The organism is Stenotrophomonas sp. YJH_SMC_36, from assembly GCF_059369935.1.
This window is the reverse complement of record NZ_JCAFTD010000007.1, coordinates 95,000-112,028: the sequence shown is the minus strand read 5'-3', so window position 1 is coordinate 112,028 and position 17,029 is coordinate 95,000. Positions and strand designations below refer to the sequence as shown.

The window sequence follows — 17,029 nt, the reverse complement described above, 5'->3', positions numbered from 1 at the left end:
CGACGCGACAACCCGGTCAGACGCGCTTGAAGATCAGCGTGCCGTTGGTGCCGCCGAAGCCGAAGCCATTGGACATCACCACGTCGACCTTGGCCTGGCGCGCTTCATTGGGGACGTAGTCCAGGTCACAGCCTTCGCCCGGCTCCTGCAGGTTGATGGTCGGCGGGATGACGTTGTCCTGCAGAGCCATCACCGAGAAGATCGCCTCCACACCGCCGGCAGCGCCGAGCAGGTGGCCGGTCATCGACTTGGTGGAGCTGACCATCATCTTGTAGGCGTGGTCGCCGAAGGCCGTCTTCATCGCCATGGTTTCGCCCAGGTCGCCCAGCGGCGTGGAGGTGCCATGTGCGTTGAGGTAACCCACCTGTTCCGGATTCAGGCCAGCGTCCTTCAACGCCATGGTCATGCAGCGGGCAGCGCCTTCGCCGTTCTCGCTCGGCGCGGTCATGTGGTACGCGTCGGAGCTGGCGCCGAAGCCGGCCAGCTCGCAATAGATCTTCGCGCCACGGGCCTTGGCGTGCTCGTACTCTTCCAGGATCAGGATGCCGGCACCGTCGCCCAGCACGAAGCCGTCGCGGTCCTTGTCCCAGGGGCGCGAGGCCTGTTCCGGTGCGTCGTTGCGGGTGGACATGGCCTTCATCGCGCAGAAGCCGCCCACGGCGGTCGGCGAGGAGCCGCGCTCGGCGCCGCCCACCACCATCACGTCCGCATCGCCGTACTGGATCATGCGCATGGCGGTGCCGATCGAGTGGTTCGAGGTGGCGCAGGCCGAAACCGCCGAGAACGACGGGCCCTTCAGGCCGGTGATGATGCTCAGCTGGCCCGGCAGCATGTTGATGATGGTCTTGGGCACGTAGAAGGGCGAGATCTTCTTGCCCTCGTGGAATTCGATGGTCTGCTCTTCGATGCCGAGCAGGCCGCCGATGCCGGCGCCGACGATGGCGCCGATGCGCTCGGCATTGGCGTCGGTGATCTCCAGGCCCGAATCATGCAGGGCCATGAACGAGGCACCGAGGCCGTAATGGATGAACGGGTCCATCTTCTTGGCATCCTTGCCGCTGACCCGGTACTTGCCGAACAGTGCATTGTCGGCGGTGATGTCGAAGCCCTTGACCTCACCTGCAATCTTGGTGGTGAACCGTTCCAGGTAGGAATCGGCGACGTTGGTCAGCGGACCGATGCCCGAACGACCATGGGTGATGCCTTCCCAGCTGCTGGCCAGATCATTGCCCAACGGCGAGACGATACCCAGGCCGGTTACGACGACGCGACGCTTCATTGCTGATTCTCCTGACCCGAAGATGCTTTCGGGCAACGCGGTTTGCTTCGGTGTGATGCGCAAACACACGGGGCCGCAACAGCGGCCCCATGGGGTGCGGTGCGCGCCGGGCGGATGCCCGCACGCGCACTGCCGTCTGACATCAGGCCTTGACGTGGGCCTTGATGTAGTCGATGGCGGCCTGCACGGTGCTGATCTTCTCGGCTTCTTCGTCCGGGATTTCGCACTCGAATTCTTCTTCCAGCGCCATCACCAGCTCGACGGTGTCCAGCGAGTCAGCGCCCAGGTCATCGACGAACGATGCGCTGGTGGTGACTTCTTCTTCCTTGACGCCAAGCTGTTCGACGACGATTTTCTTGACGCGTTCTTCGATGGTGCTCATGGGATCTCGCTCCAGATGGAGTTGTGGTTCAAAAGTGGTCGCCATCAAGGGCGATGGCCGTGGGATAGTGTAGTGGAAACCGGCGCGCCCTTGCATTGCAGCAAAAATCCACGCAGATCAACCACTTGCGGCGCAATCCGTGCGCCCCTTGCTTACGGCATGTACATGCCGCCGTTCACATGGAGGGTTTCGCCGGTGATGTAGCCGGCAGCCGGGCTGGCCAGGAAGGCCACCGCATGGGCGATGTCTTCCGGCGAACCCAGGCGTTCGAGGGCGATGTCGTTGATCAGCGCGGTGCGCGCTTCTTCCGGCAGTGCCTTGGTCATGTCGGTGTCGATGAAGCCCGGCGCGACCACGTTGACGGTGACGCCACGCGAGCCGATCTCCTTGGCCAGCGACTTGCTGAAGCCGATGATGCCGGCCTTGGCTGCAGCGTAGTTGGCCTGGCCGGCATTGCCGGTCACGCCCACCACCGAGGCGATGTTGATGATGCGGCCCTTGCGTGCCTTCATCATGCCGCGCATGACCGCCTTGCTGGTGCGGAACACGCTGGTCAGGTTGGTGTCGATGATCGAGGCCCAGTCATCGTCCTTCATGCGCATCAGCAGATTGTCGCGGGTGATGCCGGCGTTGTTGACCAGGATCGAGATCGGGCCGAATTCCTTGGCGATGCCATCCAGCACGCTGTCCAGTGCGGCGGCATCGGTAACGTTCAGCGCGCGGCCGTGACCACCGTGGGCCGCCAGGCGCTCGCCGATCGCCGCAGCGCCGGACTCGGTGGTGGCGGTGCCGATGACGGTGGCGCCCTGGGCGGCCAGCAGATCGGCAATGGCGGCACCGATGCCACGGCTGGCGCCGGTGACCAGTGCGATTTCACCCTGCAGGGGCTTGCTCATGATGGTTTCCTCAGACGGGGGCAGCCGCCCCACCCGCGCCGCGTGCAGCGGCCACTGGCAGGGTCGGCAGGAACAGGGGCGATCAGGCCGACCATGCCTCGCGGGCGCTTTCAAAGTCGCCCGGGGTGGCCAGCGAACGGCCGTCGATGGCCTTGTCGATGCGCTTGACCAGGCCGGTCAGCACCTTGCCCGGGCCACATTCGGCAACCTGGGTGATGCCACGGGCGGCCAGGGCCTGCACGCAACCGGTCCACTGCACCGGCTGGTACAGCTGCTGGACCAGCGCGGTGCGGATGGCATCCACGCCGTCGTGCACCTGGGCATCGACGTTCTGTACCACCGGCAGCTGCGGAGCCTGCCAGGACAGCCCGGCCATCACTTCGGCCAGACGGTTGGCGGCCTCGCGCATCAACGGGGTATGCGAGGGCACGCTGACGGCCAGCTTCACTGCCTTGCGCACGCCCTTTTCGGCCAGCAACGCCAGCGCGCGGTCGACTGCTGCCGCATCGCCACCGATCACGATCTGGCCGGGCGAGTTGAAGTTGGCCGGTACCACCACCTGGCTGCCCGCTGCTTCGGCGCAGACGTCCAGCACCAGCTGGTCTTCGGCGCCGAGCACGGCGGCCATGGCGCCCACGCCGGCCGGAGCCGCGTCCTGCATCAGCTGGCCGCGCAGGCGCACCAGGTGCGCACCGTCATGCAGGCTCAGCGCGCCAGCGGCGACCAGCGCCGTGTACTCGCCCAGGCTGTGGCCGGCCAGCACCGACGGGCGCGGACCACCCACGGCGTTCCAGGCGCGCCAAACGCCGATGCTCGCCGCCAACAGGGCCGGCTGCGTGTATTCGGTACGGTTGAGCATTTCCTCCGGGCCACCCTGGGACAGCGCCCACAGGTCGACGCCGGCACCATCGGATGCCTCGGTGAAGGCCTCACGCACCTGCGGGTGCAGCTCGGCCAGCTCGGCCACCATGCCCACAGACTGCGAGCCCTGGCCGGGGAAGACAAAAGCGAGGGTGGATACGGTCACGCGGTCATCCGCTTGTTGCAATCGAAGCGGGCCATGATAAGGGTGAATCCGCCGTGTCGTCTGTACGTGCGCGTATGCAGGGCGTATGGAGCGCGCCAGCAATGCCGGGCCGGCGAACGATTCCGGTAGCGCCGGGCCATGCCCGGCGGATGCAATCAGCAGAACAACTGCAGAATGTCCAGTTCGCCATCGGCAAAGAAGTCCATGCACAGCCCGACCACCATCAGCACCCCCATGGTGGTGGCGCCGTGCGCGATGAAGATCGAATGGGCCAGCGTGCGCGCCGAGCGTCCGAGCTTCATGCAGACCCGGGCCAGGCGCTGCAGGCGGCCGCTCACAGCGTGCACGTGCTCGCGTACCGGCGCCTGCACGGTGCCGATCGCCTCGGCCATCATCGCCTGTAGGCAGTCGGGCCGGTCGGCGTAGTACTTGGCCACGCCATAGCCGAACATCAGCCAGTCGCGCGCCTGGGCTTCGGCCAGATCCATCACTTCCAGCGGATCTTCCTCGAAGTCGATGAAACCGACCCGCTCACCATCCCAGGTGAGGTTGCGCGGCAGCGGCTGGCCGAAATAGGCGCCACGGCTGTGTGCTTCGGCAAGTGCCCGCATTGCGGCCATCACCAGCCGGTCCCGCCCGGCGTCGTCGGCCTCGCGCAGGCAGGTGTTGAACGAGCTGCCGTTGTCCCCGATCACCAGCGCGGCATGGCCGCTGCCGATCACGTCGGGCACGTTCACCCCTTGTGCCTGCAGTTCGCCCAGGCGGCGGGCCTCGACCTCGCGTGCGGCGTCTCCGCCCCGGTGCGGCGGCGGGCGCAGCGCGTCCAGCTGGAACCGGCGGGCGACGAAATTGAGCAGGCCCAGGGCCATGGCTCGGCTTCCCTTGCCGTACTGCTTCAGCCAGGCGCGCTGCCCGTCGATGACGATGGGCTCAACCATGACAGGACCTCCTTAAACGCGTTACGGCCCCGGAGGGCCGCAACGACAGACTTCACGTTGTCGTAACTTGCACTATCAATAGCGCAACAGGGCCGAACCCCACGTGAAGCCGCCACCAAAGGCTTCCAGCAGCAGCAGCTGACCGCGCTCGACGCGGCCCGAGCGGACCGCAGCGTCCAGCGCCAGCGGCACCGAGCCGGACGAGGTGTTGCCATGCTGGTCGACGGTGACCACGACCTGGTCCATCGACATTTCCAGCCGCTTGGCGGTGGCTTCGATGATGCGCAGGTTGGCCTGGTGCGGGATCAGCCAGTCCAGGTCCGACTTGTCCAGGCCATTGGCGGCCAGGGTCTCGTCCACGACCGAGTCCAGCGCCTTGACGGCGTACTTGAACACGTCGTTGCCCTTCATGTTGATGGTGCCGCCGCCATTGGCGCCGTCCTTGAAACCGGCCGAAACGCCGACCGGATTCCACAGCAGTTCCTTCTTGCTGCCATCAGAGTGCAGATGCGTGCTGAGGATGCCGGTTTCCTCGTCGGCCTTGAGCACGACGGCGCCAGCACCATCACCGAACAGCACGCAGGTGGTGCGGTCGTTCCAGTCGACGATGCGGGTCAGGGTTTCCGCGCCGATCACCAGCACGTGCCTGCAGTCGCCGGAACGGATGAACTTGTCGGCCACGCTCAGCGCGAACACGAAGCCCGAGCAGGCCGCGTTGACGTCGAAGGCGGGGCAACCGGCCACACCGAGCTTGGCCTGGATGAGGCACGCGGTGGACGGGAAAATCAGATCAGGCGTGGTCGTGCCGACCACGATCATGTCGAGCTGGGAAGCGTCGATGCCCGCCGCTTCAAGCGCACGCAGCGCAGCCTGGTAGCCGAGATCGCTGGTGGTCTCGCCTTCGGCCGCAATGTGCCGCTCACGAATACCGGTGCGCGTCTGGATCCACTCGTCCGAGGTTTCGACCATTTTTTCCAGGTCGGCGTTGGTCAGGACTTTTTCCGGCAAATAGCTGCCGGTGCCCGCGATCCTCGAGTAGATCCGCTTGCTCATCATGTTTCCTGTTGCGCGGGCCGCCGATCACCGGCACGCCCGGGGAAAGAAGGCAAAGGCCGCTGCCCGTCGGGCAGCGGCCTTCCCGGCACATCAATCTTCTTCGACGGCCGAGGTCTTGGTCTGGATGACCTTCTTGCCACGGTAGAAACCGTCGGCAGTGATGTGGTGACGCAGATGCACTTCACCGGTGGTCGGGTCGGTCGACAGCTGCTTGGCGCTCAGGGCGTCATGCGAACGACGCTGGCCGCGACGGGACGGGGTAACACGGGATTTCTGGACAGCCATGGGATTGCTCCAAACTCGGTTCGTTTTGCTTCGTCGTTTCGTCGCACAGGACGCCAGCGCCCAGCACACTTTTCGCTTTCGCCGCAGCCGCCGACGACAACCGGCTGCTATTGTTTCTTCAACGCCGCCAACGCCGCGAACGGGTTGGCCTTCTTCGTTTCTTCTTCGCTCGGTGCCCAGTCCTTGTCGACTGCTTCACCGTCGGGTGACAGCGGTACCACCGGCACCGCCAGCACCAGTTCGTCCTCGACCAGGTCCAGCGGACGCAGCTGGCCATCTTCCGGCACCAGCAACGCCTCGTATTCCTCCGGCAGGGACGATTCCTCGTCCTCGTCGCGGATCAGGCCAAGCCTCTGGGTCACCTTCACCGGCAACAGGAATCGCTGCATGCTGCGCTGACAGGTCAGCGGCAGCGCGGTGTCGATGGTCAGTTCCACATAGGATACCCGCAAGACGTCGTCGCGACCGAACTCAAGCGAGTACACGCACTCGCCGTCGGTATCTGCGACCAACCCCTGCAGGCGGGTCAATTCAGCCAGGGACACCTGACCGTCGAAGCGCCTTCGCGCTACAACCATCCGCCAGGCATCCAGCGTTTCGGGCACGTTCGCGGACATAAGCCGCTGAATACTAAGGATCCGGGCGGCGGCTGTCAAATGCCCGCCACATGAGGCTTGCCGCTGGCAGTCAGGCCGGGCCAGACTGCCGCACCCTGCCCCGGTATTGTTGCATGACCCTGGTCCTGGCCTCCACCTCCCGTTACCGCCGCGAACTGCTGCAGCGGCTGGCCCTGCCGTTCGAGTGCGCGCGCCCGGAGGTGGATGAAACGCCGTTGAGCGGTGAAGCCCCGCTGGATCTGGCGGTACGCCTGGCCGCGGCCAAGGCGGCCGATGTGGCCGCCCGCCACCCGGGCGCCTGGGTGATCGGCTCGGACCAGGTCGCCGATCTGGAAGGCCGGCCGCTGGGCAAGCCAGGCACGGTCGATGCCGCCTGTGCGCAGTTGGCGGCCATGGCCGGACGCACCGTACGCTTCCACACCGCCCTCAATCTCACACGGGACGGAGAATCTTTCGCAGCGCTGGATCTGACGGAAGTGCGCTTCCGTCATCTTGATGCCGCGGAAATCGCCCGTTATGTCGCTGCCGAGCAGCCCCTTGACTGTGCCGGCAGCTTCAAATGCGAAGGACTGGGCATCAGCCTGTTCGAAGCCATCGACAGCCGCGATCCCACTGCGCTGGTCGGCCTGCCCCTGATCGCTCTGTGCGGCCTGCTGCGCAGGGCCGGATTCCGGGTGCCCTGAGCCCCGGGTAGCGCCTTCAGCGCTTCTCCACCACGAACGGCTGCTCCTGCCATGCTTCCACGCTGCCGTCGTGGCCGTACAGGCGCAGGCCCAGCCAGTGCTTGCCCGGTGCCAGCACGGAGGTATCGAGGCTGGCATCGAAGCCCACGGCCGGATGCTGCGGATCGGTGCTGTCCGGCCAGGCCGGGCGCAGGTCGAACTCGCGACCGTAGCGTGCATCGCCGATCGAACGGCCATCGACCAGCACCTCCACGCGCGCCAGGCCGACGCCATCCTTGAAGGCCCAGCCCCGGATCGCCAGCGTGCCGGACACCTTCTCGCCATTGGACGGCGCATCCAGCCACGCCATCGCCGGCGTCACGCAGGGCCCCGGCGCGCGCTGCGCCGGCAGGCGGAACAGCAGGAAGCGCTGGAAGCCGTGGTCACTGCTGACAATCCGTGGTGCCGGCAGCGGCCCCACCTGTTCGCAGACCGCGTGATAGCGGTCCAGCAGCTCGCGGTACCGCTGGTCGCTGGGTGACAGCACCAGCAGCATGGGCGCGGTGCGCTCACCGGCATGCACCAGGTTCCACTGCGCCAGCTGCGCCGTGCGGCCATGCTTGTCGTTGAGCGGGTGCGGCAACACTTCGATATCGCCATCGCCCAGCTGGAAGCCCAGCTCGGCCCCCACCTTGAAGTTGCCGGCCAGGACACGCGTGCCTTCCGGCATCTGCTGCAGTTCCTCGCGGACCGCCTTGGCCAACGGCTCCCAGCCGGCGAAATTGCGCGGGTAGTACTTGCTGCCGGCCATCTGCTCGCGCAGTGCCGGCGTGGATGCCATCAGGTAGTAGCCGAACGCCAGCACCATGCCCAGCCCTGCCAGCCACCACCCTGTCCTGCGCAGCCAGCGCGGCCATCCATTGAGCACCACCGGTACCGCGACCAGCAGCGCCAGGTAGCCCGGCAGCGGCCAGTGGAAACTGATGCGCTCGACATCGGTGAAGAACCCCAGCAGGAAGATGCCCAGCGTCGATACGCCGCCCACCAGCCCGAAGTAGCGCCACTGCACGCGCGCACCACCACCGCTGCGCGTGCCGGCCAGCGCCACCTTCCACATCGCGATGCACAGGATGGGGGTGACCAGCATCGGCTGGATCACCAGGAACCACAGCCCACCCCACTCGAACGCCCAGGGATGGCGCTCGACCACCTGGAACTTCAGCCCGGCATCGTGGTTGTCCGCATTCCACGCCAGCAACGGCAACCAGGCCAGTACACCGATGGCCAGCGCGACCCAGACCCGCGGATCGGCCAGCATGCGCCGGCCCTGCGGCAACGCCAGCAACGCGATGAAGCCGACGCCGATCACGCCGATGAAGCGATAGTGGCTGAGCGCACCGATCAGCAGGCCCAACGCCAGCTTCATCGCCGATGATGCGTCCACGTTGTGCAGCAGGCGCGCACCCGCGTGCAGGCACAGCACGGCCGCCAGCGCCATGGGTACGTCCGGCACCGCCAGCAGCCCCAGCGTGGCCGACAGTGGCATCAGCAGAGTAAGGCTGCCTGCCTGCCAACCGGCCACGGCACCGAACCAGCGCGTGGCGATGCGCGAAACCAGCCAGGGCAGCAATGCACCTATCGCCAGGAACGGCAGGCGCAGGGCCAGCACGTGATGACCGCCGATCTCCACGCCCAGCCGCGCCATCCACGCGGTCAGGCCCGGCAGATCGGAATAGGCCGCCGCCAGGTGCTGGCCTTCCTGCCAGTAGAACGCTTCATCGACGAACAGTGGCAGGCGCGCGGCCACCACCAGCTTGGCCGCTGTGACCAGCGTCCATAACCAGAGAAAAATCGTCCGTGCGCGCTGTTCGCCCTGCATTGCTCTATGGATAATCGAGGAGATTCCAGATCAGAGACGATCATGCCAGCTTCGTCCCCCAGTCCCAGCATGCTAACCGATCAACTGCGCCAGTCCCTGCGGGAGGCCCAGGATCAGGTCAACGCGCTGGTGCTGGGCAAGGTTCCGGAAGTGCGGCTCGCCTTCGTCGCTCTGCTGTCCGGTGGACATCTGCTGATCGAGGACCTGCCCGGCCTCGGCAAGACCACGCTGGCCCACGCGCTGGCCAGCAGTCTGGGCCTGGGATTCCAGCGCGTGCAGTTCACCTCGGACCTGTTGCCGGCCGATGTGCTTGGCGTATCGGTGTATGAGGCAGGCAGTCGCCAGTTCCAGTTCCATCCCGGCCCGGTGTTCACCCATGTGCTGCTGGCCGATGAAATCAACCGCGCGCCACCACGCACGCAGAGCGCGCTGCTGGAGGCCATGGCCGAACAGCAGGTGACACTGGATGGACAGACGCATGCGCTGCCGGACCCCTTCTTCGTGATCGCCACCCAGAATCCGGTGGACCTGTCGGGCACGTTCCCCTTGCCCGACTCGCAGCTGGACCGTTTCCTGCTGCGGCTGGCGATGGGCTATCCCAGCCCGCAGGCCGAGCGCGAGCTGCTGCGCGGCACCGATCGCCGCGACCTGATCGCACGTGCGATGCCGAAACTGGACGAAGTGCAGGTGCGGGCATTGCGTGAGGCCGTAGGCCAGGTCCACGCCAGCGACGCGCTGGTCGACTACGTGCAGGCCCTGCTGACCCGCAGCCGCCAGCATGCAGGCGTGCGCGTAGGGCTGTCGCCTCGTGCCGGACTGGCGCTGCTGCGTGCAGCCCGGGCGCATGCGCTGCTGCTCGGCCGCAGCCATGTCATTCCCGAAGACGTGCAGACGCTGTTCGTGGCGGTGGCGGGGCATCGACTGGTGGCCGAAGCCGAGTCCAGCTCCGGGCCTGCGCTGGCACGCGCGATCCTGCAGACCGTCACGGTGGACTGAGCGTGGCCTCGCGCTGGGCGCGGCTGCAGCTGCTGGCACGCCCGCGTGCGCCGGAAGCACTGCCGCAGCGGTTGAACCGCCACCGCATCTACGTGCTGCCTACACGCTTCGGCCTGTTCGTCGCCACGCTGCTGTCAGCGATGCTGCTGGGTGCGCTGAACTACAACAACAACCCCGCGTTGCTGCTGGCGTTGCTGCTGGCGGCGGCGGCAATCGCCAGCGCCATTGCCGCGCACCTGCAGTTGTCGGGCGTGCAGATCGATGCGATCTCCGCCGAGCCGGTGCCTGCCGGCCAGCCGCTGCGGCTGCGCGTGGACCTGTCGCTGCGTGATCCGCGGCCACGACAGGGGCTGCACCTGCAACTGGGCGACAGCCAGGCCTGGACCTCGCTGCCGGCACAGGGGCGCGGCGAAGTGGAGCTGGACGTCCCCAGCGAACGTCGCGGCTGGCGGGAGCTGTCGCGCATCCGCCTGTCCACCACGCAACCGTTGGGCCTGGTCCGTGCGTGGTCGTGGGTGTGGCCGCAACAGCCATTGCTGGTGTATCCCCTGGCCGAAGCGTTGGCCCCCGCGCTGCCGGAGCGCGGCAACGATCCATTGCACACCCGCGCCCACGCCAGCGGCGAAGAGCTGCACCAGCTGCGCCCCTACCGCGCCGGAGACGCGCCACGCAGCATTGCCTGGAAGCACTCCGCGCGCCGCGACAGCCTGCTGGTCCGTGAGTACGAAAAGCCGGTCGGCATCGAGGTCGTGCTGGACTGGCACACGCTGGCGCCACTGCCGACCGAAGCGCGCATCGCACGCCTGGCGCGCTGGATCGACATGGCCGAACGCGGCGGTCGCCGCTACACCCTGCTGCTGCCCTCGCATCCGCCACTGGGGCCGGGACAGGGCGCCAGCCATCACCATCTCTGCCTGCGCGCGCTGGCGCTGATGCCGCATGACTGACGCCGCGCCCACGCTCGACCGCAACGCCCGCACCTGGACCCTGGCCAGCGCTGCGCTTGCGCTGCTGCCACTGCTGCTGCAGTTGCCGCCGATGCTGGCCACGGTGATCGCGCTGGCTGCGCTGCTGACGGCCGCGCTGTCGTGGCGACGCGTGTTGCCGATGCCGGTGCGCCTGCTGCTCGTGCTGGGCATGCTGGCCGCCATCGTCTGGCAGATGGGCCTGGTCCGTCCCGGACGCGATACCGGCTGCGCACTGCTCGCCGCGATGCTTGCAATCAAGTCCAGCGAGCTGCGCGGCCTGCGCGATGCACGCAGCCTGCTGGGCTTTGCGCTGTTCTCGCCATTCGCCGCCTTCCTGCTGGACCAGGGCCCGCTGACCACGCTGCTGGCGGCGCTGGCCGGCCTTTGTGCACTGCTGGCCCTGCAGCGCCTGGCACAGGGCGAGGGCCACGCCGACGCCTTGCCGTTGCGCGGCCAGCTGAAGGGCGTCGGCCGGCTGCTGGCGCTGGGCCTGCCACTGGCGCTGGCGTCGTTCTGGCTGTTTCCGCGTCTGTCCACGCCGCTGTGGGGCGTACCCGAACGCGCGGTCAGTACGCCGGGCCTGTCCGACAGCATGGAGCCGGGGCAGTGGCTGGACCTGATGGCCGACGACACACCTGCGCTGCGGGTGCAGTTCTTCGGCGCCGTACCCGAGCCGGACCAGCGCTACTGGCGAGGACCGGTGTTGACCGACTTCGATGGCCGACGCTGGACCCGTGACCGTGCCCGCACGCAGCGCCCACCCGCGATCGTCGATGCCGGTGCGCGCGGCTGGGACTACCAGATCGACTACGAGCCGACCGACCGCCGCCAGCTGGTGGCACTGGATCTGCCCACCCGTGCGCCGGAAGGCAGCACGCTGGATGCGGACATGAGCCTGCTCAGCGACCGCACGCTGTCGGCGCTGAGCCGGTGGCGCCTGCACTCGGCGCCGCCGCAGCACTTCGACAGCGCGCTCCCCCCCTACCTGCGACGCGCAGCGCTGCAGTTGCCGGCCGGCTTCAATCCACGCACCGCCACCCTCGCCCGGCAGTGGCGGCAGGAGGCGGGCAGCAACGATGAGGCCGTGGTACGTCGCGCACTGCAGTGGATCACCACCGATTTCTCCTACACGCTGGACACGCCCGTGGCCGGCCGCGACCCCATCGATGAATTCCTGTTCGGCTACAAGGCAGGCTTCTGCGAGCACTTCAGCTCGGCCTTCGTGGTGCTGATGCGCAACGCAGGCATTCCGGCCCGCGTGGTGACCGGCTTCGCCGGCGGCACGCGCAACCGGGTGGGCGACTACTGGGTTGTGCGGCGGATGGATGCCCACGCCTGGGCCGAGGTCTGGCTGCCGCAACGGGGCTGGGTGCGGGTCGATCCAACGGCGGCCGTCGCCCCAGAACGCATCCTGGATACCCTCGACGATCGCCTGCTGGCAGACGCCGGCAATCCGCTGCAGCAGCGCTGGCTGCAGCTGGGTCAGATGGGCGACTGGCTGCGCCGTGGCTGGAACGACCTGGTGCTGTCCTTCGATGCGCGCCGCCAGCAGCAGCTGTTCAAGCCCCTGGGCCTGGACGACATCAAGCCGGGACAGTTGCTGTCAGGCTTCGTGATGGCCGCGTTGGCAGCCGTGCTGTGGATGGCATGGCTGCTGGCCCGTGGCGAGCGCGAACGCGACCCGCTGCTGCGCGCCTGGCACCGCCTGGGCCGGCGCTACGCCCGGCTCGGCCTGGCCCGCGAACCGCACGAGCCGGCACTGCTCTGGGCCCGTCGCGTCCATGCGTGCCGGCCCGATCCGGCCCTGCTGGCACTCAGCCAGCGTTTCGCCGACGCGCGCTACGCTGGAACTTGCACCGACCTCGCTTCATTATTGCGGGACCTGCGCAGGCATCGCCCGACTTCCGGAGCCTCCCCATGAACACCAAGTTCCTTCTCACCGCTGTGGCCACGCTGGCCCTGTCGGCCTGCGCCACGGCCCCAAAGCCGCTGCAGGGACAGTTCAGCCTGGTCTCCCCGCGCGATTCAGTCGCCACCCAGCAGGTCGGCACGCCCGTGCGCTGGGGCGGCCGCATCATCGAAACCAAGCCCGGCCAGGGCGAGACCTGCTTCCAGATGATCTCGCGCCCGCTCAACGCCTCCGGCCGCCCGAACACCACCTCGTCCGATGCCAGCGACGGCCGCTTCATCGCCTGCCGCTCCGGCTTCTACGATCCGGCGGTGTTTGAGCCCGGCCGTGACGTGACCTTCATCGGCAAGATCGATGGCTACCAGAACACCCGCATCGGCGAGTACGACTATCGCCTGCCGAAGCTGTCGGCCGATGTGATCTACCTGTGGCCGGAGCAGCGACAGGTCGACGTCGTGCCCTACCCCTATGGCCCCTGGGGCCCGGGCCCGTATGGCCCGTACTGGGGCTACGGCCGCTGGGGCTGGTGGTAACCCCCCTCCGGTACGCATGACGCAGAAGGCCGCCCACCGGGCGGCCTTCTGCTTGCACGGCATCGCGCCGGCGGGCGCTTACTTCCCGGGCGCGCCGAAATGGCCCAGCGGCGCGCCGGCCAGCAGATGCATGTGGATGTGGAACACGGTCTGCCCCGCATCCTCACGGCAGTTCATCACGATGCGGTAGCCCTGCTCGGCAAAGCCCTCGCGGCGCGCATAGTCGGCCGCCGCCAGGGCCAGCTTGCCGATCAGGTGCGCCTGCGAAGGCTGCAGGTCGTCCAGGGTCGGAATGATTTCATTCTTCGGAATGAACAGCACGTGCACCGGCGCCTGCGGCGCGATGTCCTTGAAGCCCAGCACGTCTTCGTCTTCATAGACGATGGTGGCCGGAATCTCGCGACGGATGATCCTGCTGAAAAGGGTTTCGTTGCTCATGGTCGGCCTCGGTGAAATGTCGCCTGCATTGTAGGCAACCCCCGCCCTTCAAAGGGCCAGGCCGTCAATCGCGGAATTCGCTGCGGGTGCCGAACGCGTGCGACAGCGTGCCGCGATCCACGTACTCCAGTTCGCCCCCCAGCGGCAGCCCCTGCGCCAACCGGCTCGGCCGGACCTGGCGGGCCCGCGCCAGCTGCGCCAGATAATGCGCGGTGGCCTCTCCCTCGACGGTGGCGCTGGTGGCGATGATCAGCTCCTGCACTTCGCCTTCGCCAAGGCGCTGCTCCAGCTGCTCCAGGCCCAGGTCGCGCGGACCGATGCCGTCGAGCGGCGACAGACGCCCCTGCAGCACGAAGTAGACACCCCGGAAGCCGGTGGCATTCTCGATGGCAAGGCGGTCGGCGGGCGATTCCACCACGCACAGCTGGCTGCGCTCGCGGCTGCCGTTGGCGCAGGTCGGGCACAGTTCGGTTTCACTGAAATCGCGGCACTGCGCGCAGTGGCCGATGCGCTCTACGGCCAGCGCCAACACCTCGGCCAGGCGCTGGCCGCCGTCGCGTTCGCGTTCCAGCAGGTGGTAGGCCATGCGCTGCGCGGTCTTCTGGCCCACGCCAGGCAGCACCCGCAGCGCATCGATCAATTGTTCAAGCAGGGGTGCGGACACGGCAGCTTCTGGCTTTATGGGTGTGCGCGGCACCCGGCAACGCGGGCACCGCGCCGACGATCAGAACGGCAGCTTCATGCCCGGCGGAAGCTGCATGCCGGCGGTAGCCGAACCCATCTTCGACTTCGATTCGGCATCGATCTTGTTGGAGGCATCGTTGAACGCCGCGGCGATCAGGTCTTCCAGCATCTCCGGGTCACTGGCCAGCGACGGGTCGATGCGCACCTTGCGGCACTCCTTGGCACCGGTCAGCGTCACGCTGACCATGCCACCGCCGGCACTGCCGGTCACTTCGATCCTGGCGATTTCTTCCTGGGCCTTCTGCAGGTTCTCCTGCATCTTCTGGGCCTGCTGCATCAGTTGGGCGATGTTGCCGCGCATAGTGTCTTACTCGTCAAAAGAACGGATGGAATCGGAAACGACCCGGGCGCCGTGTTGCTGGATCAGCACCTGCACTTCCGGATCGTCCATGAAAACAGCCTCTGCCACCTGTTGCCGCTCGCCGCGCTGGCGATCGGCGCGCTGGTGCAGGGTCTCGGCCGGAACGTGTTCGTTTTCCACGGTCTCGACCACGATCTTCAGCGCGTGCCCCAAGGCCTTTTCCAGCATTTCGCCAAGAGCGGCCAGCGCGCGTTCCGAGCGCAGGTACTCAAATCCGGGCGAAAGCCCCAGTTTCAAGGTCCCCTGCCGGCAGGAGATGAAGGCGGCATTGGCCGCAAGCTGCCGTGAAGGCCCGCTCAGGCCGCTGTTGGCGACCAGGTCCAGCCAGTCTTCCGCCGTCGCCAGCTCGCCGATGTCAGCCCGCGCGCCCGTCTCCGCCGACGCGACGGGCGCAGGTGGAGCGATGACGATGCCCTCGGAACGGAACGGACGCTCGGGCGCGGCTGATGCAGCGACCGGAGGCGACGGCTCATGCCAGGGCGCGACCATGGCCGCGTCCGGCGTGGCGACATCCGCAGCCAGTGCCTGGTCGCGGGCCTCGGCCTCGTCCGTGGCCCACGGCGGAAGATCATCGACGGCCACCGGCACCGGGATGCCGTCGGCCTTGACCGGCGGCGGCGACACCGGTTCTTCGACCGGAACCGGCTTCGGCTCAGGCGCCGGATCAGGTTCGGGTTCGGGCGCCGGCTCTGGCTCCGGGTCGGGTTCGCGTGGGGCGGCCTGCGCAGGCACGCGGGCGGGGATCGCGGCAGCGGCGGCCACCGGGGCCGTTTCCTGGCTGCCAGCACCCGCCCCACCACCGGGCATCGCCCCCCCGGCGGCACCGCCGGCGGCATCCACCGAACGCGGCACCGGCGGCACCGACGCTGCCGGGCGGAACGCCAGCATGCGCAGCACGGCCATTTCAAAGCCCGCGCGCGGGCTCGGCGCCAGCGACAGGTCGCGACGGCCGTTCAGGGCCATCTGATACCAGAGCTGCACCACCTCCGGACGCAGCCGCCCGGCGAACGCTGCCGCGTCCAGGCCTTCAGCCGCGGCGGCAACACCGGGTACCAGCTGCTGCACCTGGATGCGATGCAGGCCTTCGGCCAAGGCCTCCAGCACGCCACTCCAGTCGGGCGAGAATTCCGCCAGTGCCGCCACCACCTGCAACAGGCGCGACCCGTCACCTTCGGCGAGGGCATCGAGCATCGCTGCCACCTGGGTGCGATCGACGGTCCCCAGCATGGTGCGCACCACATCGTCGCGCAGCGCACCGCCGGCGTAGGCGATGGCCTGGTCCAGCAGCGACAGACCGTCGCGCAGACTGCCGTCGGCGGCCTTGGCCAGCTGCACGATGGCACTGCCGTCGGCTTCGATCTCCTCGGCCGCCAGGATGCGGGTCATCTGCCCTTGGATCTGGTCCTCATCCAGGCGCTTGAGGTTGAACTGCAGGCAGCGGCTGAGCACGGTGACTGGCAGCTTCTGCGGATCGGTGGTGGCCAGCAGGAACTTGACGTGCTCCGGCGGCTCTTCCAGCGTCTTCAGCAGCGCGTTGAACGCCGCCTTCGAGAGCATGTGCACTTCGTCGATCAGGTAGACCTTGTACTTGCCGCGCGAGGGCATGTACTGCGCGTTCTCGATCACCTCGCGGACGTCATCCACGCCGGTATTGGACGCGGCGTCGATCTCCAGCAGGTCGATGTAACGACCGGCATCGATGTCCAGGCAGGCCGGGCACTGGCCGCACGGATCGGCACTGGTGCCCTGCTCGCAGTTCAGCGACTTGGCGAAGATGCGCGCGATGGTGGTCTTGCCCACACCGCGGGTACCGGTGAACAGGAACGCGTGGTGGACCCGGCCACTGTCCAGCGCATTGCTGAGCGCACGGACCACGTGTTCCTGGCCCACCAGCTCGGCAAAACGCTTCGGACGCCACTTGCGGGCAAGGACGAGATAGGACATCAGGCCACCGTCTTCCATCGGATGCTCCATTGTGCCACGCCTGTCCATCCCCCTCCGCCTGCGACGCGCCCTGAATGGGTGCTTGTGTCCTGCCGCGCCGCCCGCTAGAATCTGC

18 protein-coding genes are annotated in these 17,029 nt (G+C 67.6%); 5 read left to right on the top strand and 13 right to left on the bottom strand.

What is annotated here, in order from left to right; all coding sequences use genetic code 11:
* Window positions 1–16: 16 nt before the first annotated feature.
* From fabF to AC5P76_RS14525, 8 genes are all read right to left on the bottom strand, one after another.
* Window positions 17–1,279 (bottom strand): beta-ketoacyl-ACP synthase II, encoded by a 1,263-nt coding sequence (gene fabF / locus AC5P76_RS14560; RefSeq protein WP_053519103.1) that lies wholly within the window; start codon window positions 1,277–1,279, stop codon window positions 17–19.
* 142 nt (window positions 1,280–1,421) lie between these two features.
* A complete protein-coding gene (gene acpP, locus AC5P76_RS14555) occupies window positions 1,422–1,661 on the bottom strand; it encodes an acyl carrier protein (protein WP_053519101.1) in 240 nt (79 codons plus the stop codon).
* 152 nt (window positions 1,662–1,813) lie between these two features.
* The gene (fabG, locus tag AC5P76_RS14550; protein ID WP_053519099.1) at window positions 1,814–2,557 is read right to left on the bottom strand and encodes a 3-oxoacyl-ACP reductase FabG; all 744 of its coding nucleotides are present in this window, start codon (window positions 2,555–2,557) and stop codon (window positions 1,814–1,816) included.
* Window positions 2,558–2,639: 82 nt separating this feature from the next.
* Entirely contained in the window at window positions 2,640–3,584 is a 945-nt protein-coding gene (gene fabD, locus AC5P76_RS14545; RefSeq protein WP_053519097.1) for an ACP S-malonyltransferase, read from the bottom strand.
* A gap of 155 nt (window positions 3,585–3,739) precedes the next feature.
* Window positions 3,740–4,522 carry a BUD32 family EKC/KEOPS complex subunit gene (locus AC5P76_RS14540; RefSeq protein WP_065182460.1) on the bottom strand — a complete coding sequence of 261 codons (783 nt, stop codon included), beginning with the start codon at window positions 4,520–4,522 and terminating at the stop codon, window positions 3,740–3,742.
* Window positions 4,523–4,597: 75 nt separating this feature from the next.
* Complete coding sequence (locus AC5P76_RS14535; protein WP_053519093.1) at window positions 4,598–5,575, bottom strand: beta-ketoacyl-ACP synthase III; 978 nt, start codon at window positions 5,573–5,575, stop codon at window positions 4,598–4,600.
* A 93-nt stretch (window positions 5,576–5,668) separates the two neighbouring features.
* Entirely contained in the window at window positions 5,669–5,863 is a 195-nt protein-coding gene (gene rpmF / locus AC5P76_RS14530) for a 50S ribosomal protein L32 (RefSeq protein ID WP_005408308.1), read from the bottom strand.
* Window positions 5,864–5,970: 107 nt separating this feature from the next.
* Window positions 5,971–6,480 (bottom strand): YceD family protein, encoded by a 510-nt coding sequence (locus AC5P76_RS14525; RefSeq protein ID WP_049404889.1) that lies wholly within the window; start codon window positions 6,478–6,480, stop codon window positions 5,971–5,973.
* A gap of 113 nt (window positions 6,481–6,593) precedes the next feature.
* On the opposite strand from AC5P76_RS14525, the gene AC5P76_RS14520 reads away from it, so the two are divergent.
* Window positions 6,594–7,163, top strand: coding sequence for a Maf family protein (locus tag AC5P76_RS14520; protein ID WP_253118875.1), 570 nt, complete (start codon window positions 6,594–6,596; stop codon window positions 7,161–7,163).
* A gap of 16 nt (window positions 7,164–7,179) precedes the next feature.
* Here the strand turns inward: AC5P76_RS14520 and AC5P76_RS14515 are convergent, their stop codons facing one another.
* Window positions 7,180–9,021, bottom strand: coding sequence for a glycosyltransferase family 39 protein (locus AC5P76_RS14515; protein WP_253118874.1), 1,842 nt, complete (start codon window positions 9,019–9,021; stop codon window positions 7,180–7,182).
* Between the two features lie 42 nt (window positions 9,022–9,063).
* On the opposite strand from AC5P76_RS14515, the gene AC5P76_RS14510 reads away from it, so the two are divergent.
* From AC5P76_RS14510 to AC5P76_RS14495, 4 genes are read left to right on the top strand one after another with little or no spacing between them, the layout of a single operon-like run.
* The gene (locus tag AC5P76_RS14510; protein WP_065175954.1) at window positions 9,064–10,017 is read left to right on the top strand and encodes an AAA family ATPase; all 954 of its coding nucleotides are present in this window, start codon (window positions 9,064–9,066) and stop codon (window positions 10,015–10,017) included.
* Window positions 10,018–10,019: 2 nt separating this feature from the next.
* The gene (locus tag AC5P76_RS14505) at window positions 10,020–10,964 is read left to right on the top strand and encodes a DUF58 domain-containing protein (protein WP_253118873.1); all 945 of its coding nucleotides are present in this window, start codon (window positions 10,020–10,022) and stop codon (window positions 10,962–10,964) included.
* Window positions 10,957–12,906, top strand: coding sequence for a transglutaminase TgpA family protein (locus AC5P76_RS14500; RefSeq protein WP_253118872.1), 1,950 nt, complete (start codon window positions 10,957–10,959; stop codon window positions 12,904–12,906). Before AC5P76_RS14505 ends, AC5P76_RS14500 begins: the two co-directional genes overlap by 8 nt.
* Window positions 12,903–13,427 (top strand): Slp family lipoprotein, encoded by a 525-nt coding sequence (locus tag AC5P76_RS14495; RefSeq protein WP_065175952.1) that lies wholly within the window; start codon window positions 12,903–12,905, stop codon window positions 13,425–13,427. Before AC5P76_RS14500 ends, AC5P76_RS14495 begins: the two co-directional genes overlap by 4 nt.
* Window positions 13,428–13,505: 78 nt before the next feature.
* On the opposite strand, the gene AC5P76_RS14490 is transcribed toward AC5P76_RS14495, so the two are convergent.
* The 4 genes from AC5P76_RS14490 to dnaX form a co-directional block, all read right to left on the bottom strand.
* Window positions 13,506–13,865 (bottom strand): histidine triad nucleotide-binding protein, encoded by a 360-nt coding sequence (locus AC5P76_RS14490; RefSeq protein WP_053519079.1) that lies wholly within the window; start codon window positions 13,863–13,865, stop codon window positions 13,506–13,508.
* 64 nt (window positions 13,866–13,929) lie between these two features.
* Window positions 13,930–14,529, bottom strand: coding sequence for a recombination mediator RecR (recR, locus tag AC5P76_RS14485; RefSeq protein WP_053519077.1), 600 nt, complete (start codon window positions 14,527–14,529; stop codon window positions 13,930–13,932).
* Window positions 14,530–14,589: 60 nt separating this feature from the next.
* Complete coding sequence (locus tag AC5P76_RS14480) at window positions 14,590–14,910, bottom strand: YbaB/EbfC family nucleoid-associated protein (protein ID WP_010483846.1); 321 nt, start codon at window positions 14,908–14,910, stop codon at window positions 14,590–14,592.
* A gap of 6 nt (window positions 14,911–14,916) precedes the next feature.
* Window positions 14,917–16,932: a DNA polymerase III subunit gamma/tau gene (dnaX, locus tag AC5P76_RS14475; protein WP_253118871.1), complete on the bottom strand. Its 2,016-nt coding sequence runs from the start codon at window positions 16,930–16,932 to the stop codon at window positions 14,917–14,919.
* Window positions 16,933–17,029: the final 97 nt, after the last annotated feature.

What these genes read in the sequence shown, in the direction of transcription:
- AC5P76_RS14515 (WP_253118874.1), bottom strand. Translation starts at nt 9,021, where the DNA reads ATGCAGGGCGAACAGCGCGCACGGACGATTTTTCTCTGGTTATGGACG.
- AC5P76_RS14495 (WP_065175952.1), top strand. Translation starts at nt 12,903, where the DNA reads ATGAACACCAAGTTCCTTCTCACCGCTGTGGCCACGCTGGCCCTGTCG.
- AC5P76_RS14500 (WP_253118872.1), top strand. Translation starts at nt 10,957, where the DNA reads ATGACTGACGCCGCGCCCACGCTCGACCGCAACGCCCGCACCTGGACC.
- AC5P76_RS14535 (WP_053519093.1), bottom strand. Translation starts at nt 5,575, where the DNA reads ATGAGCAAGCGGATCTACTCGAGGATCGCGGGCACCGGCAGCTATTTG.
- AC5P76_RS14540 (WP_065182460.1), bottom strand. Translation starts at nt 4,522, where the DNA reads ATGGTTGAGCCCATCGTCATCGACGGGCAGCGCGCCTGGCTGAAGCAG.
- rpmF (WP_005408308.1), bottom strand. Translation starts at nt 5,863, where the DNA reads ATGGCTGTCCAGAAATCCCGTGTTACCCCGTCCCGTCGCGGCCAGCGT.
- AC5P76_RS14490 (WP_053519079.1), bottom strand. Translation starts at nt 13,865, where the DNA reads ATGAGCAACGAAACCCTTTTCAGCAGGATCATCCGTCGCGAGATTCCG.
- AC5P76_RS14510 (WP_065175954.1), top strand. Translation starts at nt 9,064, where the DNA reads ATGCCAGCTTCGTCCCCCAGTCCCAGCATGCTAACCGATCAACTGCGC.
- dnaX (WP_253118871.1), bottom strand. Translation starts at nt 16,932, where the DNA reads ATGGAAGACGGTGGCCTGATGTCCTATCTCGTCCTTGCCCGCAAGTGG.
- AC5P76_RS14525 (WP_049404889.1), bottom strand. Translation starts at nt 6,480, where the DNA reads ATGTCCGCGAACGTGCCCGAAACGCTGGATGCCTGGCGGATGGTTGTA.
- fabG (WP_053519099.1), bottom strand. Translation starts at nt 2,557, where the DNA reads ATGAGCAAGCCCCTGCAGGGTGAAATCGCACTGGTCACCGGCGCCAGC.
- fabF (WP_053519103.1), bottom strand. Translation starts at nt 1,279, where the DNA reads ATGAAGCGTCGCGTCGTCGTAACCGGCCTGGGTATCGTCTCGCCGTTG.
- AC5P76_RS14480 (WP_010483846.1), bottom strand. Translation starts at nt 14,910, where the DNA reads ATGCGCGGCAACATCGCCCAACTGATGCAGCAGGCCCAGAAGATGCAG.
- AC5P76_RS14520 (WP_253118875.1), top strand. Translation starts at nt 6,594, where the DNA reads ATGACCCTGGTCCTGGCCTCCACCTCCCGTTACCGCCGCGAACTGCTG.
- acpP (WP_053519101.1), bottom strand. Translation starts at nt 1,661, where the DNA reads ATGAGCACCATCGAAGAACGCGTCAAGAAAATCGTCGTCGAACAGCTT.